This is a genomic window from Streptosporangium longisporum (assembly GCF_039534895.1).
GTDB lineage: Bacteria > Actinomycetota > Actinomycetes > Streptosporangiales > Streptosporangiaceae > Streptosporangium > Streptosporangium longisporum.
In genome coordinates this window covers 36,814-51,209 of the sequence record NZ_BAAAWD010000024.1, presented here as the reverse complement: position 1 = coordinate 51,209, position 14,396 = coordinate 36,814, and the positions used below count along the sequence as shown (strand labels likewise).

At 71.6% G+C, this 14,396-nt stretch carries 13 protein-coding genes; 6 read left to right on the top strand and 7 right to left on the bottom strand.

Features of this window, described 5'->3' with window-relative positions; genetic code table 11:
• Nucleotides 1-230: 230 nt before the first annotated feature.
• Together ABD832_RS36915 and ABD832_RS36910 are read right to left on the bottom strand one after the other, a co-directional pair.
• On the bottom strand, nt 231-1,184 hold the full coding sequence (locus ABD832_RS36915; RefSeq protein ID WP_344905623.1) for an ornithine cyclodeaminase family protein: 954 nt from the start codon (nt 1,182-1,184) through the stop codon (nt 231-233).
• Nucleotides 1,181-2,200 carry a proline racemase family protein gene (locus ABD832_RS36910; RefSeq protein ID WP_344905620.1) on the bottom strand — a complete coding sequence of 340 codons (1,020 nt, stop codon included), beginning with the start codon at nt 2,198-2,200 and terminating at the stop codon, nt 1,181-1,183. Before ABD832_RS36910 ends, ABD832_RS36915 begins: the two co-directional genes overlap by 4 nt.
• Nucleotides 2,201-2,392: 192 nt before the next feature.
• Between ABD832_RS36910 and ABD832_RS36905 the strand changes: the two genes are divergently transcribed.
• Together ABD832_RS36905 and ABD832_RS36900 are read left to right on the top strand one after the other, a co-directional pair.
• Nucleotides 2,393-3,100, top strand: a complete 708-nt coding sequence (locus tag ABD832_RS36905) for a ThuA domain-containing protein (protein WP_344905617.1) — start codon at nt 2,393-2,395, stop codon at nt 3,098-3,100.
• The gene (locus ABD832_RS36900; protein WP_344905614.1) at nt 3,085-4,179 is read left to right on the top strand and encodes a Gfo/Idh/MocA family protein; all 1,095 of its coding nucleotides are present in this window, start codon (nt 3,085-3,087) and stop codon (nt 4,177-4,179) included. The genes ABD832_RS36905 and ABD832_RS36900 overlap by 16 nt, the downstream gene beginning before the upstream one ends.
• Nucleotides 4,180-4,280: 101 nt before the next feature.
• Here the strand turns inward: ABD832_RS36900 and ABD832_RS36895 are convergent, their stop codons facing one another.
• From ABD832_RS36895 to ABD832_RS36880, 4 genes are read right to left on the bottom strand one after another with little or no spacing between them, the layout of a single operon-like run.
• Entirely contained in the window at nt 4,281-6,317 is a 2,037-nt protein-coding gene (locus ABD832_RS36895; RefSeq protein WP_344905611.1) for a DUF6807 family protein, read from the bottom strand.
• Entirely contained in the window at nt 6,314-7,357 is a 1,044-nt protein-coding gene (locus tag ABD832_RS36890; protein WP_344905608.1) for a mandelate racemase/muconate lactonizing enzyme family protein, read from the bottom strand. The genes ABD832_RS36895 and ABD832_RS36890 overlap by 4 nt, the downstream gene beginning before the upstream one ends.
• Nucleotides 7,354-8,220 (bottom strand): 5-dehydro-4-deoxyglucarate dehydratase, encoded by an 867-nt coding sequence (locus ABD832_RS36885; RefSeq protein ID WP_344905605.1) that lies wholly within the window; start codon nt 8,218-8,220, stop codon nt 7,354-7,356. The genes ABD832_RS36890 and ABD832_RS36885 overlap by 4 nt, the downstream gene beginning before the upstream one ends.
• A 14-nt stretch (nt 8,221-8,234) precedes the next feature.
• Nucleotides 8,235-9,122 carry an NAD-dependent epimerase/dehydratase family protein gene (locus tag ABD832_RS36880; RefSeq protein WP_344905602.1) on the bottom strand — a complete coding sequence of 296 codons (888 nt, stop codon included), beginning with the start codon at nt 9,120-9,122 and terminating at the stop codon, nt 8,235-8,237.
• Between the two features lie 147 nt (nt 9,123-9,269).
• Here ABD832_RS36880 and ABD832_RS36875 point away from each other — a divergent pair, with 147 nt between their 5' ends.
• Nucleotides 9,270-10,232, top strand: a complete 963-nt coding sequence (locus tag ABD832_RS36875; protein WP_344905598.1) for a LacI family DNA-binding transcriptional regulator — start codon at nt 9,270-9,272, stop codon at nt 10,230-10,232.
• A 171-nt stretch (nt 10,233-10,403) separates the two neighbouring features.
• On the opposite strand, the gene ABD832_RS36870 is transcribed toward ABD832_RS36875, so the two are convergent.
• Nucleotides 10,404-10,856: a VOC family protein gene (locus ABD832_RS36870; protein WP_344905595.1), complete on the bottom strand. Its 453-nt coding sequence runs from the start codon at nt 10,854-10,856 to the stop codon at nt 10,404-10,406.
• 331 nt (nt 10,857-11,187) lie between these two features.
• Between ABD832_RS36870 and ABD832_RS36865 the strand changes: the two genes are divergently transcribed.
• From ABD832_RS36865 to ABD832_RS36855, 3 genes are all read left to right on the top strand, one after another.
• Complete coding sequence (locus ABD832_RS36865; RefSeq protein ID WP_344905592.1) at nt 11,188-12,168, top strand: carbohydrate ABC transporter permease; 981 nt, start codon at nt 11,188-11,190, stop codon at nt 12,166-12,168.
• Nucleotides 12,152-13,012 (top strand): carbohydrate ABC transporter permease, encoded by an 861-nt coding sequence (locus tag ABD832_RS36860; RefSeq protein WP_344905588.1) that lies wholly within the window; start codon nt 12,152-12,154, stop codon nt 13,010-13,012. Before ABD832_RS36865 ends, ABD832_RS36860 begins: the two co-directional genes overlap by 17 nt.
• 61 nt (nt 13,013-13,073) lie before the next feature.
• The gene (locus tag ABD832_RS36855) at nt 13,074-14,345 is read left to right on the top strand and encodes an ABC transporter substrate-binding protein (protein WP_344905584.1); all 1,272 of its coding nucleotides are present in this window, start codon (nt 13,074-13,076) and stop codon (nt 14,343-14,345) included.
• The last annotated feature ends 51 nt before the right edge of the window (nt 14,346-14,396 follow it).

The window sequence follows — 14,396 nt, the reverse complement described above, 5'->3', positions numbered from 1 at the left end:
ATCGGATACCTCTTCCCGGACGTCCCTGCAAGCCTGGCATGGCCCTACCCCTCGCGCGGGCGATCACTCACGCCCCGGACCGGTCCTGACGCCCTCGTGACCCGGCGTACCGGAAGCCGGTACGCCGGGGGAGAGGCGGTCCTTCCGGTTTTCGTCGACCCCGGTCGGCCGCCGAGACGCCCCCGACCGGCCGACGATGCGCTCGCGGCCGGCCGCCGAGGCGCCCGTGGTCAGCCGCCGAGGCGTTCGTGGGCCGCCGTCGCGACGACCAGGTCCTGCCAGGACATCCCGGTGGACTTGAACAGCACCGGCCGGTCGAGGTCCACCGACGCGGGATCGGTCACGATCCGGCGCATCGGGATGAGGCGCGCGGCGTCGAGGTTGCCCTCCCCGATCGCCTGGACGACGTCGCCGGCCTCGCGCAGCGCGGTCGCGACGTCGTCGACCACGACGTGCGCCCGGCCCGTCAGCGCGCCGTCGACCTCGCGGGCGCCGGGTTCGTGCGAGCCGACGGCGATGACGACGGCCCGGTCGTGGAGCAGGGCCGAGTCGAAGAGCGGTTCGCGCGCGGTCGTGGCGCAGACGACGACGTCCGCGCGGGAGACGGCCCGCGTGGCCCGCTCGCCACCGGAGGCGGCGACCGTGACCGGCACCGCGCCGTGGCCGGGCACCCCGGCGCGCCGCGGATCGCGTACGAGATAGGTCACCTCGGCGAGCCGGCGGTGTCCCGAGAGGGTGTCGAGGAGGGTGTCGACATGCCCGCGTCCCTGCGGGCCCGCGCCGAAGACGGCGACGCGCAGCGGGTCGCGCGCACGGCGCAGCAGGGGCAGGACCGCGGCGACCGACACCGCGGGCGTGCGCAGCGTGGTCAGCGCGATGCCGTCGATCAGGGCCACCGGGGACAGGGTCCGGGCGTCGAAGAGGAGGTAGAAGCCCTGGATGCGGGGCCGGCCGTGTGCCGGGTTGTCCGGTGCCACGGTCACGACCTTCACCCCCGTGCGGGCGCCGCTCTCGGCGGGCATCAGCAGCAGGTGCCCGTGGGCGGTGGGCACGACGGTACGCGCGGGGTCGGCGGCCGGGTCGAGGCCGCCGCGCAGCGCGTCGGTGACGACCCGGACGGCCTGGCGGGGGCCGAGCAGCCGCCGCAGGTGGTCCCCGGTGATCAGCGGGACGTGCTCGGTCATCGCAGGACGAACCCGGGGAAGAGCTCGTCGGCGGGGTCGGCCGTGAACAGGTGCTCGCCGGTCCTGTGGGCGCTGCCGGAGACGACGGGGACGACCGCCGCCCTCCCGTCGGCCGTCACGTGCCGCAGGACCCGGGCGTGGAAGCGCGATCCCACGATGGAGTCGTGCACGAGGCGGCGGTCGTCGCGCAGGCGGCCGGTGGCGCTCAGCACGGCGACGCGGGAGGCCGTGCCCGACCCGCACGGGGAGCGGTCGGCCTCCCCGTCCGCGAAGATCGTGACGTTGCGCTGGTGCAGGTTCCCCTCGGCGTCCTCGCCCAGGTCGTCGTAGAAGATCGTGCCGTAGACGCCGCTGAGCCGGTCGTCGGCGGGGTGGCGGGCGTGCGGGCCGTCGTCGAGCGCCCACTTGATCTCACGGCCGAGGGCGATGAGCCGGTCGAGGGAGCGCGGCTCCACCTCCAGCCCGACCGACGAGGCCGCCACGTGCGCGTAGATGGCCCCGCCGTAGGCGATGTCCGCCCGGACCTCGCCCCGCGTGGTCGGCACGGCGACGTCGTACGCGATCGGGTAGCTGGGCACGCTGACGAAGTCGGCGCCCCTGACCCGGCCGTCCGCGGTGTGCACCCGTGCCGTCACCCGGCCGGACGGCACGTCGATCACCACGTCCGTGAGGCCGGAGGGGTCGGCCTCGACCAGTCCCGACTCCACGGCCCACGTCCCGAGCGCGATCGTGCCGTGCCCGCACGCGGTGGAGAACCCGTCCTTGTGCCAGAACAGCACGCCGAACAGCGCGCCGTCGTCGTCGGGCGGGGTGATGAACCCCCCGTACATGTCGGCGTGCCCGCGCGGCTCGAAGCACAGCATCCGGCGCAGCCCGTCGACGGCCGGATCCGAGACGGCGAAGACCCTGCGGTCGGCCACCGACGCGCCGGTGATGGCGACCGGCGGGTCGGCGACGATGCGGAAGGGTTCACCACCGGTGTGGTAGTCGACGGTGCGGACGTCGGACTGCGGCATCGCGGGGCCCATCTGCTGGTGACCAGGTCTTTCCGGATCGTACGTGCCCGTGCCCGGTGGTGGTGCCGTCCCGGTCGCCACCGTGCCCGGCGTCGCCGGGCGGCGTCCGGCCCGCTTCGGCCGGTCCCCTCCATTGCCCACCGGCCGTCGCGATGACACGATCATGCCGATATCTCACACGAAAGGGGCATCATGGTGGAAAACCACGGCCGCGTCGCCCTGGTGGTGCGGGGCGGCTGGGAAGGGCACGTGCCGGTGGCGGCCACCGACCTGTTCATCCCCTTCCTGGAACGGAACGGGTTCGACGTGCACGTGGCCGACTCCCCGGCACGGTACGCGGACGCCGGCTACATGGCCGGGGTGGACCTGATCGTGCAGTGCTACACGATGGGGACGATCGAGCCCGATCAGCTGGACGGCCTGCAGGTGGCGATCCGCGCCGGGACCGGCATGGCCGGCTGGCACGGCGGCATCGCCGACTCCTTCCGGAACTCCTCCGACTACCTTCACCTCATCGGCGGCCAGTTCGCCTGCCACCCCGGCAAGGATCCGGCCGAGCGGGTCGAGGGTGCCACGGACCACGACTTCGTGCCGTACACGGTGAACATCCGGCCCGAGGCCGCCGACCACCCGATCGTCCAGGGCATCGAGGACTTCGACCTCGTCACCGAGCAGTACTGGGTGCTGTCGGACGACTACAACGACGTGCTGGCGACCACGACCCAGAAGGTGCGTCCCTGGGACCCCTGGCACCGCGAGGTCACCTCCCCGGCCGTGTGGACCCGGCAGTGGGGCGAGGGCAGGATCTTCGTCACCACCCCCGGTCACAGCCTGGACGTCCTGGAGCACCCGAGCGTGCGCACCCTGGTGGAGAGGGGGATGCTGTGGGCGAGCCGGTGAACGTCGGCCTCGTCGGGTGCGGCACCATCGCGGGCCAGTACCTGGAGACGATCGAGCGCCTGCCCGGTCTCAGGCTGGCGGCGGCGGCCGACCTGGACCCCGCGCGGGCCCGGGAGACGGTGCGCTCCCACCCGGGCGCGCGGGCGCTGTCCGTGGACGAGCTGGTCGCCGACCCCGAGGTGCACGTCGTGCTGAACCTCACCATTCCCGCCGCCCACGCCGAGGTGGCCCACAAGGCCGTCGCCGCCGGCAAGGACGTCTACTGCGAGAAACCGCTGACCGTCACGACCGCCGAGGCGCGCGAGCTGCTGGCCGCGGCCGACGCCGCGGGGGTGCGGGTGGGGTGCGCGCCCGACACCGTCCTGGGCACGGGGACGCAGACCGCGCGCAAGGCGATCGACGACGGGCTGATCGGCCGCCCGGTCGCGGCGACGGCGATCATGGTCACCCCCGGGCACGAACGCTGGCACCATCACCCCGACTTCTACTACGCCCCGGGCGGGGGACCCCTGATGGACATGGGCCCCTACTACATCACCTCGCTGGTCACCCTGCTCGGGCCGGTGACGACGGTCATCGGGGCGGCCGGTCGCCCGCGCGCCGAGCGCACGATCGGCACCGGTCCCCGGCGGGGCGAGACCGTCCCGGTGAACGTGGACACGCACGTCACGGGCGTGCTCGTGCACGACTCGGGCGCGCTGTCGACCCTGGTGATGAGCTTCGACGTCGTCTCCACCCGATGCCCCGAACTGGAGGTCCACGGCGACCGGGGGTCGCTGGTGCTCCCCGACCCCAACTACTTCGACGGGGACGTCCTGATCCAGAACCTCGGCGACGAGGACGACCGGTGGCGGACCCTCCCGGTGAGCGCCGGGTACGAACCCGCGGGCCGGGGCGACGGCCTGGCCGACTTCGTGCTGACCCCGCCCGGGGTCGAGCCCCGCACGAGCGGCCGGCTGGCCTACCACGTCCTGGACGTCATGGAGTCGCTGCTCGCCTCGGCGGGCTCGGGGCAGGCGCTGAACGTCGCCGGAAGGTGCGAGCGGCCACGCCCCGTCACCTGGGACGCCGGCCGCTGACCCCGCCGGGCGGGCCGGGCGGGCCGGGCGGGCCGGGCGTCACCGTCCGGCCCGTACCGCCCGGGGAGGAGGGACCCGGAGCCCGGCCCTGCCGCCCGCGTTCACGCCACGGATCCCCGCGGGTCCTGTGAGTCCTGTAGGTCCCGTGGGGCGGGGGGCGGCACGGCACCGGCCAGCTCGTGGGCCCGCTCGGCGGTGAGCCGCCCGTCGGCGACCACGACGGTGATCGCCCGGTCCAGCCGGTCGGGGACGCCGAGCGGTTCCTCCCAGGCCAGGGCCGGTCCGACGCCCGGGTACTCGGCCACCCGCACGAACCACGGGTCGAGCCCGATGGTCTGCACGAACAGCAGGCTCCAGTCGTCGGAGGTCAGCGCCAGCCAGGGCGAGAGGCTGCCGTGCACGGCCCGCTCGCCGGAGGCGTCGGCGGTGAAGGCGTCCAGCCCGGGGGAGTCCTTGGGCGCCCGCCAGAAGAACCCGCCGTAACCGGCTCCGGTCCTGCCCTTGCAGGCCGAGCTCTGGATCGACAGCGGCTCGCCGGTCCGGTTGTGCAGCGTGAAGGCGACGTCCAGCGCCCAGGCGCCGGGCACGGTACGGGCCACCAGGGTCCGCTCCTCGGCGGCCAGGACGGTGCCGTCCGGCCCGACCCAGTCCAGCAGCTCGGCGAAGCCCCCGTCCACGGGACGCAGGAGGCGCCGCCGCTGCCGCCCGTGGTTGGGCAGGACCACCGGCCCGGTGCCGGGCACGTAGGTGGAGCCGCCCCAGAAGTTGACCCCGTTGACATCGGAGATCGCCACGCTCGCCCCGAAGTGGTGCACGTGGTCGGCGGGCTGGGTCTCGGTCACGACCGTCCCGCCGAGGGTGCGGACCGGGTGCAGATGCGGCCGTGGCGCGTCCGTCGGCCGCAGGTCCCCGCGCCGGACGTAGGTCGCGACCTCCCGCGGACCGGCGCGCAGCAGCGACTCGGGCCAGATCACCGGTTCCGCCGCCACGATCGGCACGGCCGGTCCCGCCGCCGGTTCCGCCGCCTCTGCCACCGGTTCCGTGGGAGTGGCCGGCGCGGTCGTCCGGGCACCGAGGACGCCGGGGAAGCCGAGTTCCGACAGGGTCTTCAGCTCCGCCGCCGCGCGCACCGCCAGGCCCTCGACGCCGGGGAGCACCAGCCGGGACGGTTCGGTGCGGGAACCCTCGACGCGCAGCGGGTCGGGGGCGCGGCGGATCTCGTCGAGCAGCCGGGTGAAACCGCCGGTCCGCTCCAGCGGCACCAGCAGCTCCTCGCCCTCCCTGACGTGCGCCAGGAGGTTGGCCAGCAGGTCGGCCCGGTCGAAACCGGTGCGCACGCCGTCCACCTCGACCTCGTCGAGGGTGTAGAAGAGCAGCGCCGAGCGGGTGTCGCCGTGCAGGTGGAGGTAGGGCTCGGTCCGGCGTCCGGCGCACAGGCTCACGGTGATCGCGATGACGGTGCCGTCGGCGAGGCGGAGCCGGGCGCTGGAGGTGTCGTCGGAGGAGATCGCGTTGGCCCGGTACAGCTCCAGCTCGATCCCCTCGACCGAGGAGACCGCGTCGGCCCCGGCGACGGCCAGCGCGGTGGCCACCGCGTGCGCGAACGGGTTGGTCAGCGCGCCGTCCATGACGTCCACGCCGTCCAGCCGGCGCCGCCCCGCCCAGGGCGCGCGCGTGTAGTAGGAGAACGGCCGCGTCCAGGCCCCGGCGACGCCGATGGCGCGGATCGGTTCCCCCAGCAGCCCGGCCGCCGCACCGACGGCCGCCGAGCCGAGCGACTGGAAGCCGACCTGGCAGGCCAGCCCGGTCTCGGCCACGGCCACGGAGATCTGCTCGAACTCCTCGACCGAGGGGGTGGGGGGCTTCTCCAGCAGCACGTGCGCCCCGGCCCGCAGGGCCGCGACGGCCAGCGGCGCGTGGGTGTGGATCGGCGTCGCGATCACCGCCACCTCCGCGCCGGTCTCGGTGATCAGCGACGGCAGGTCCGCCGACCACGGCACGTCCAGGCCGGGCGCCGGGCGGGTGTCGCAGACCCCGGCGAGCTCGGCCCGCCCGGTCGCGGCCAGGCGCCGCACGTTCTCCACGTGGTTGCGCCCGTGACCGTGGATCCCGGCGACCACCACGCGCACCGGCTTCACGGCGCCCACCTCGTCGGCGCCCCGGTCGCCCGCAGCTCCGGCCCGGTGATCTCCACCGGGAGCGGGGAGGCGAGCAGGCCGAGATCGGCCAGCGCGGCGTCCTCGACCCTCTCCACCATCGCGGGATGGTGCAGCGTCAGGGCGAGCTGGCCGGACAGCTCGGTGAGCAGGTGCGGGTAGACCGGGACGCCGAAGGCGCGGGCCAGCTCGGCGATCCGCAGGAACGGGGTGATCCCGCCGACCCGTACCAGGTTCGGCTGGACGACGTCGCAGGCGCCCGCCGTCAGCAGGTCGCGGAACCCGTGGACGGTGGCGACGTTCTCGCCGACCGCGACCGGGACGCCGACACTGCGCCGCAGCTCCACCTGGGCTGCCAGGTCGTCGGCGGGAAGCGGCTCCTCGATCCAGAACAGGTCGTACCGCTCCAGGGCGCGCAGCGCGACGCGGGCCCGGTGCAGGTCCCACCGCTGGTTGGCGTCGATCATCAGCACCCGGTCCGGCCCGATCACCTCGCGGACCGCCGCCACCCGCTCGACGTCCTCGGCCAGCGACGGACGCCCGACCTTGATCTTGACGGCGGTGTAGCCGGCGTCGACCCACCGCCCGGCCTGCGCGCGCAGCTCGTCCAGCGTGTAGTGGCGGTTGATGCCGCTGCCGTAGACGGGGACGCTCTCGCGCCGCGCGCCGAGCACCTCGACCAGCGGGCGCTCGCCGCAGCGCAGGTCCCACAGCGCCAGATCCACCCCGGCCAGGGCGATCGGCACGATCCCGGACCGTCCCGCCTCGCCCAGGTGGGCCGACAGCCGGTCCCACACCAGCTCCGGATGCGCCGGCAGGCCGATCACCGCGTCGCGGACGTCGTGCTCCAGCAGCGCCTTGACCGCCCGCGCCCCGATCTGCGGCGTCCAGGAGATCCCGGTGCCGCTCCGCCCGTCCTCCAGCGTGACCGTGACGAGCAGCACGTGGTTGAAGGGCACGTCCGCGCCCCAGGGCCGGGCCAGGGGCACCGACCGCAGCGTGACCGCCAAATCCTTGATCACGAAGCCACCAGGGCGAGTCCCGAGGTGATCAGCGCCTGCAGCTCGGCCTCGTGCTCGGGCGTCACCGCCACCAGCGGAGGCCGTACCCCGCCCACGTCCAGCCCGCGCAACCGCACCCCGGCCTTGACCAGCGACACCGCGTACCCCGGCACCTTGGAGCGCAGCCGCACCAGCGGCGCGTAGAACTCGGCGATCAGCCGCTCGTCGCCGTTCAGGTACGCCGTGGCGATCTCGGGCGCGAAGCAGAACACCGCGCTGGAGTACAGGCCGACGCCGAGGGCCCGGTAGGCGGGCTGGGTCAGCTCGGCGGTCGGCAGCCCGTTGAAGAACAGGAAGTCCGGGCGGCTCTCCCGGACGGCCAGCACGATCCGCTGCATCCGGTCGATGTCGCCCAGGCCGTCCTTGAGACCGATGACGCCGGGGATCGCGGCCAGCTCGACCGCGGCCTCCGGTTCGAGCGCGATCGGCCCGCGCTGGTAGATGATCACCGGGAGCTCGGCGGCGACGGCCCGCACGTACTCGGGGAAACCGGGGCCCTGGACGAGGTAGGGCGGCATGAGCAGCAGCCCGTCGGCGCCCGCCTCGCGGGCGGCCCGCGCCTGGGCGAGCGCCGCGCCGATCGGCCCGCCGGCTCCGGCGAGCACCGGCACGGCCCCGGCCGTCGTCTTCACCGCGACCCGGACGACCTCGGCGTGCTCGGCCTCCGACAGCGCGGTGAACTCGCCGGTCCCGCAGGCGGCGAACACCCCGCCGGGCCCGTGCTCCAGCCCCTGCCGGACGTGGTCGGCCAGCACCCCGGACGCGAGCTCGCCGTCCGGGCCGAAGGGGGTCACCGGGAAGAACAGGACACCATCGAGATTCATGATCAGAGTTTCTTTCAGGAGAGTTCGGTGCGCCAGCTGCGCTTGGCGGTCCAGCCGAGCAGCCGCTCGGCCTTGGCGGAGGAGAACGCCGGGGAGGTTCCGGTCAGGGGGGCGGCGAACGCCTTCGTCTCCGGCATGACGGTCGGCAGCAGCTCGGCCAGCGGCTCGCGCGCCAGGGCGTCGGCCGCGCCCGCGAAGAAGATCTCCCCGTTGGTCTCCAGCAGCGGGAGCCTGGTCAGCAGCGTGTCGATGAAGTCACCGGCGTCACGGGCGTCGAGGTAGTTGAACAGGGAGACCCCGCCGATCTCGGGCCGGTCCAGCCGCTCGGTGATCGTGTGCCCGGACTGGGTGGGTGCGCCATCCCACTCCTCGGGCGCGACGACGAAGCAGGGCCGGAACGCGGCCATCCGGGTGGTGTCACCGGCCCGCGCGAACGTCTGCACGGTCTGCTCGGCCACGACCTTCGACAGGTTGTAGGCGTGCCAGGGCCGCACCGGATGGTCCTCGTCCAGCGGCAGGTAGTCCGGGGTCCAGCCGCCCGGCGCGCCGTACCCGATCACCGTGGGGCTGCTGGCCACGACGAGCCTCTCCACCCCCAGGGCGACCGAGGCCGCGCAGACGTTGAAGGCGAGCTGGGTGTTGACGCGGAACGTGGTGGCCTCGGAACGGCTGAACGGCACCGCGATGGCCGCCAGGTGGACCACCGCCCCGGGCCGGAACCGCGCGATCACCGAGTGGGCCTCACCCAGGTCGGTGAGGTCCGCAGGAAGGGTCGAGGCGGCCTCGCGCGGGGTCCCCGGCGCGCTGTCCACGCCGATCACCTCGTGTCCGGCCGCCGCGAGCGAGGTGACCACGCTGCGGCCGAGCCGGCCCGCGCTACCGGTGACGAGCACTCTGCTCACCGTGTGGGCTCCTTCTGAAGACTGCAATCAGTTGCAGTAAACAATCGCGCCAGGCGAGACAATACGTCAAGTGAGCGGGCCTAAGCACCGGCAACCGGTCTCAGAATGATTGACCCACCTGCAAACGGTTGCGTTAGGGTGTGCGGCATGTCAGTGACCATCCGGGACGTCGCCCACGCGTCAGGCGTTCATGTGTCGACGGTCTCCCGGACCTTCTCGGCTCCCCATCTGGTCAACGCCGAGACCCGGACCCGGGTGCTGGCGGTGGCCGAGGAGCTCGACTACCGGCCCAACCGGGCGGCCCGCTCGCTCAAGACGGGCCGGACCAACAACATCGGGCTGATCGTTCCCGATCTGGCCAACCCGTTCTTCTCGTCGCTGATCAAGGCCGCCCAGGCGGCCGCCCGCCGCCAGGACTACCACCTGTTCGTGGCCGACACCGACGAGAACCCCTCGGAGGAGGAGGAGCTCATCCTGGCCTTCTCCAAACAGGTCGACGGCATCGTGCTGTGCGGCCCGCGCCTGTCCAACAAGGCGCTGGAGAAGCTCTCCGAGAGCGTCTCGTTCGTGCTGGTCAACCGGCTCATCCGCGGGCTGACCACGGTCGTGATGGACGTCGCCCACGGTGCCCGCGTGGCCATGGAGCACCTGGCCGGGCTCGGCCACCGGCGCGTCGCCCTGGTGACGGGCCCGGCCGGTTCGTGGACCAGCGGCGAGATCCGCAGGGCCGTCGCGGAGATCCCCGGGCTCGACGCGGTCGTCATCGGCCCCAACCCTCCCACCGAGGAGGGCGGCATCGCCGCGGCGGCCAGGGTCGCCGAGGCGGGCGTGACCGGCGTGCTCGCCTACAACGACCTGCTCGCCATCGGCATCATCGAGGGACTGGAGGCGCTCGGGGTCGACGTGCCGGGCGACGTCAGCGTGATCGGCTTCGACGACAGCGCCACCGGCCGGCTGTACCGCCCCAAGCTCACCACGGTCGCGATGCCCGCCGGCGCCGCAGGCCGGATGGCGGTCGACCTCCTCATCCAGTCGATGAGCGCCGCGACCGTCCTGGAGACCCACCTGGTGGTCCGTGACTCCACCGCGCCCCCGAAGGGGACCGCCTGAGCGACGGTCCCGCCGGGAGGCCACCGGCACCGGAGACCGTCGCTCGCGCCCCGGCATCGGGGGGCCGCCCGTCCGCGGGGAGCCGGGACGGTGGTCCGCGCCCCGGCGCCGGAAAGCCGCCCGTCCGCGGTAGGCCGGGGGCCGCCCGTCCGCGACGGGAGGCGGCCGGGCCTACGTCGCGCAGAACTCGTTGCCCTCGGGGTCCCGCATGAGCCACCAGTGCCCGGCGGGGCCCTTGTCGATCTCGCGCACGCGGGTCGCCCCCAGCTCCTCCAGCCGGGTCACCAGCTTGTCGAGACCGCCGGGCCCGGAGTGGACGTCGATGTGCAGGCGGTTCTTGCCGGACTTCTTCTCGGGCACGTCCTGGAAGAGCAGCCGCCGGCCGTGGCCGATCCCGCTGACCTCGTCGAACGGGTCCTCGGGGTGGCGGATCGCGGCGTAGCCGCGGAAGATCCTGCGCCCGCGGTGCTCGATGACCGCCTCCTCGCCGAGGTGACCGGCGGCCAGCAGCCGCTCGATGAGCGCGCCGGGATCCTCCACCTCGTACTCCAGGGCCGCGGCCCAGAAGTCCGCCAAGGCGGGCGCGTCCGTGCTGTCGATGACCAGTTTCCACGTCAATGCCATGTAACCAGTTATAAGGGTTACGCAAACGCGGCCGCAACCGACGGGCCGGCGAGGCCGGTGCGGGGGTTCCTCCGGGGGCGGCCACCAGGCGATTCCCGCCCGGAGCACGGGGGAACGATCACCGTCCGTTACTGCAATCGGTTGTATTAACTGGTATTGGAACGAGATTTTTCCGCTCGTCCTCCGGCCGCCGGAAGGTGGCTTGAACTGGGAAAACGTGAAAAGCCTGCGCTGCGACTCGTGAGCCAGCTCACTGCAAAGGGTTGACGTCCCGGCTGGTAAAGCTATAGGAAAAGCGCTACCAATTCACCGACTCCCCGAAGGGCCAGTGATGACGCTGAGTCCCGCAACGGCGGGGACGACCGAAGTGCCGGTCACGCCCCCCGAAAAGGTGGATCCTCCCGACCACCGGCGCATCAAGAGCTCCCGCAGCCGATCGCAGGCGCGGGCGGCCTATCTGTTCCTGGCCCCTTGGTTCATCGGCCTGTTCGCGATCACGCTCGGACCGATGATCGCCTCGCTCTACCTGTCCTTCACCGACTACAGCCTCCTGACCGAGGCGAAGTGGGTCGGCTGGGACAACTACGTGAAGATGTTCACCCAGGACGAGCGGTTCATGACCTCGCTGCAGGTGACGACCACCTACGTCGTGGTGTCCGTCCCGCTGCAGCTCGCCTTCGCGCTGGGACTGGCGCTCGTGCTGGACCGGGGGCTGCGCGGCCTGCCGTTCTACCGCTCGGTCTTCTACCTGCCGTCGCTGCTGGGAGGCAGCGTGGCGATCTCGATCCTGTGGCGGAAGATCTTCGGCACCGACGGCATCGTGAACTCGTTCCTGGGCCTGTTCGGCTACGAGGGCCAGGGTTGGGTGACGAGCCCGGACACCGCGCTGTGGACGCTGATCATCCTGCACGTGTGGACGTTCGGGGCCCCGATGGTCATCTTCCTGGCCGGGCTCCGCCAGATCCCGCAGAACCTCTACGAGGCGGCCTCGGTCGACGGCGCCGGCAGGTGGCGGAAGTTCCGCTCGATCACCCTGCCGCTGCTCACCCCGATCATCTTCTTCAACCTGGTGCTGGAGGTGATCAAGTCCTTCCAGTCCTTCACCCAGTCGTTCATCGTCAGCGGCGGCAACGGCGGGCCGGTCGACTCGACCCTCTTCTACACGCTCTACCTCTACATCAAGGGCTTCAAGAACTACGAGATGGGCTACGCGGCCGGCATGGCCTGGGTGCTGCTGCTCATCATCGCGGTCCTGACCGGTGTCAACTTCCTCATGTCTCGATTCTGGGTCTTCTATGGCGACGACAAGTAAGCGCGTGCCGGTCCTGTTCCGGCCCGCCCCGCGCCTGGTCAGGCACGTACTGCTGATCGCCTTCGGGCTGTTCATGCTCTACCCGCTGCTGTGGATGATCTCCAGCTCGATCAAGCCGGAAGAGCTGATCTTCCGGGAGCCCGGGCTGGTGCCGACCGAGGTGACGGGTGCCAACTACACCGAGGGCTGGGCCGCGCTCAAGCACACCTTCGGCTACTACCTGTGGAACTCGGCCGTCATCACGGTCCTGGCGGTCGTCGGCAACCTGCTCGCCTGCTCGCTCGCGGCATACGCCTTCGCCCGGCTGGAGTTCCCGCTGAAGAAGGTGTGGTTCGCGATCATGCTCGGCTCGATCATGCTGCCGCACCACGTCACGGTCGTCCCGCAGTACATCATGTTCGCCAAGTTCGACTGGATCAACACGATCTGGCCGATCATCGCGCCGAAGTTCCTCGCCACCGACGCGTTCTTCATCTTCCTGATGGTCCAGTTCATCCGGACCCTGCCCAGGGAGCTGGACGAGGCGGCGGCGATCGACGGCGCGGGCCACTGGCGCACGTTCATCCGGGTGATCATGCCGCTGTGCGTGCCGGCGCTGGCGACCACCGCGATCTTCACCTTCATCTGGACCTGGAACGACTTCTTCACCCAGAACCTCTACCTGACCAACTCCGACAACCTCACCGTGCCCGTCGCGCTCCGCCAGTTCATGGACTCCAGCGGTGAGTCCTCCTGGGGGCCGCTGTTCGCGATGTCGATCATCTCCCTCGGCCCGATCTTCGGCTTCTTCCTCGCGGGCCAGAAGTATCTCGTCCGGGGCATGGCGACCACCGGTCTCAAGTAGTCCCGACGATCACCTCATATCCACCCCCCATCCTCCCCACCTCTATCCTTCGAGGCGTCTCATGAAGATCATCAAGGCGGCCACCGCCATCACCCTGCTCGCGATATCGGCCACCGCCTGCGGCAGCGGCGGCGGCGGTGAGGCCGGCGAATCCGGCGGGAAGACGAAGGTCGTCTTCTCGTACTGGGGCAGCGACGCCCGGCAGAAGCTGACGGAGTCGGCCATCGCCGCGTTCGAGAAGAAGAACCCGACGATCGACATCGAAGGTGACTTCTCCGACTGGGACAGCTACTACGAGAAGCTGGCCACCAAGTCCGCGGCCGGCGACGCCCCCGACGTCATGTCCATCGAGATCCGCGGCCTGGCCGAGTACGCCGGCCGGGGCACCCTCGCCGACCTCAACGGCAAGGTCAACACCACCGACCTCGACCAGGACGTGCTCAAGGCCGGCCAGGTCGAGGGCAAGCAGTTCGCCATCCCCACCGGCGTCAACACCTTCCCGATGATCGTCAACAAGGCGACGGTGGAGAAGGCCGGCGAGAAGGTCCCGGACGACACGAGCTGGACCTGGGACGACTACATCGCGCTCTCCCAGAAGATCACCGAGAAGGGGGACGGCAAGGTCTGGGGGACCGAGTACAACGAGAACCCCGCCTTCCTGCAGCTGTACGCCGCCCAGCGCGGGGAGCAGTTCTACAAGGACGGCAAGATCGGCCTGTCGGAGCAGACCATCAAGGACTGGTGGACCCTCCTTCAGAAGATCATCTCCACCAAGGCCGGCCCTGACGCCGCCCAGATGCTGGAGACCGGCACCAAGGTCGACCAGGCCCTGCTCGCCACGAACGCCAGTGCGTTCGGCAGCTGGTGGAGCAACCAGCTCACCGCGCTGAGCAAGGGCGCCGGCCAGGACCTCGACCTGCTGCGGATGCCGAAGTCCGAGGGTGCGACCACCGCCGGCATGTTCCTCCAGCCCGCGATGTACTACACGATCTCCGCCAAGACCGAGAAGGCCGACGCCGCCCAGAAGTTCGTCGACTTCCTCGTCAACGACCCCGAGGCGGGCGGCATCCTGCTCAGCGACCGCGGCATGCCGACCAACGCCAAGGTCGTCACCGCCATCAAGGACAAGCTGACCCCGGCCGACCAGAAGGTCCTCACCTTCATCGACTCGATCAAGAGCGAGCTGAGCCCGATCACCGTTCCGCCGAAGGGCGCCATGGAGATGGAGGACATCCTCAAGCGCGCCACCGACTCCGTCCTCTTCGGCAAGGCCACCGCGGACGACGCCGCGAAGGCCTTCATCACCGAGGCCAACGCCACCCTCACCAAGTGACGATGATTCCCGCCTGACGTGCCGTACGGCTCACACCGAGCCGTACGGCAC

Bases quoted from the DNA above. Each gene is read 5' to 3' on its own strand.
- ABD832_RS36855 (WP_344905584.1), top strand. From the start codon at position 13,074: ATGAAGATCATCAAGGCGGCCACCGCCATCACCCTGCTCGCGATATCG.
- ABD832_RS36865 (WP_344905592.1), top strand. From the start codon at position 11,188: ATGACGCTGAGTCCCGCAACGGCGGGGACGACCGAAGTGCCGGTCACG.
- ABD832_RS36915 (WP_344905623.1), bottom strand. From the start codon at position 1,184: ATGACCGAGCACGTCCCGCTGATCACCGGGGACCACCTGCGGCGGCTG.
- ABD832_RS36860 (WP_344905588.1), top strand. From the start codon at position 12,152: ATGGCGACGACAAGTAAGCGCGTGCCGGTCCTGTTCCGGCCCGCCCCG.
- ABD832_RS36875 (WP_344905598.1), top strand. From the start codon at position 9,270: ATGTCAGTGACCATCCGGGACGTCGCCCACGCGTCAGGCGTTCATGTG.
- ABD832_RS36870 (WP_344905595.1), bottom strand. From the start codon at position 10,856: ATGGCATTGACGTGGAAACTGGTCATCGACAGCACGGACGCGCCCGCC.
- ABD832_RS36905 (WP_344905617.1), top strand. From the start codon at position 2,393: ATGGTGGAAAACCACGGCCGCGTCGCCCTGGTGGTGCGGGGCGGCTGG.
- ABD832_RS36885 (WP_344905605.1), bottom strand. From the start codon at position 8,220: ATGAATCTCGATGGTGTCCTGTTCTTCCCGGTGACCCCCTTCGGCCCG.
- ABD832_RS36910 (WP_344905620.1), bottom strand. From the start codon at position 2,200: ATGCCGCAGTCCGACGTCCGCACCGTCGACTACCACACCGGTGGTGAA.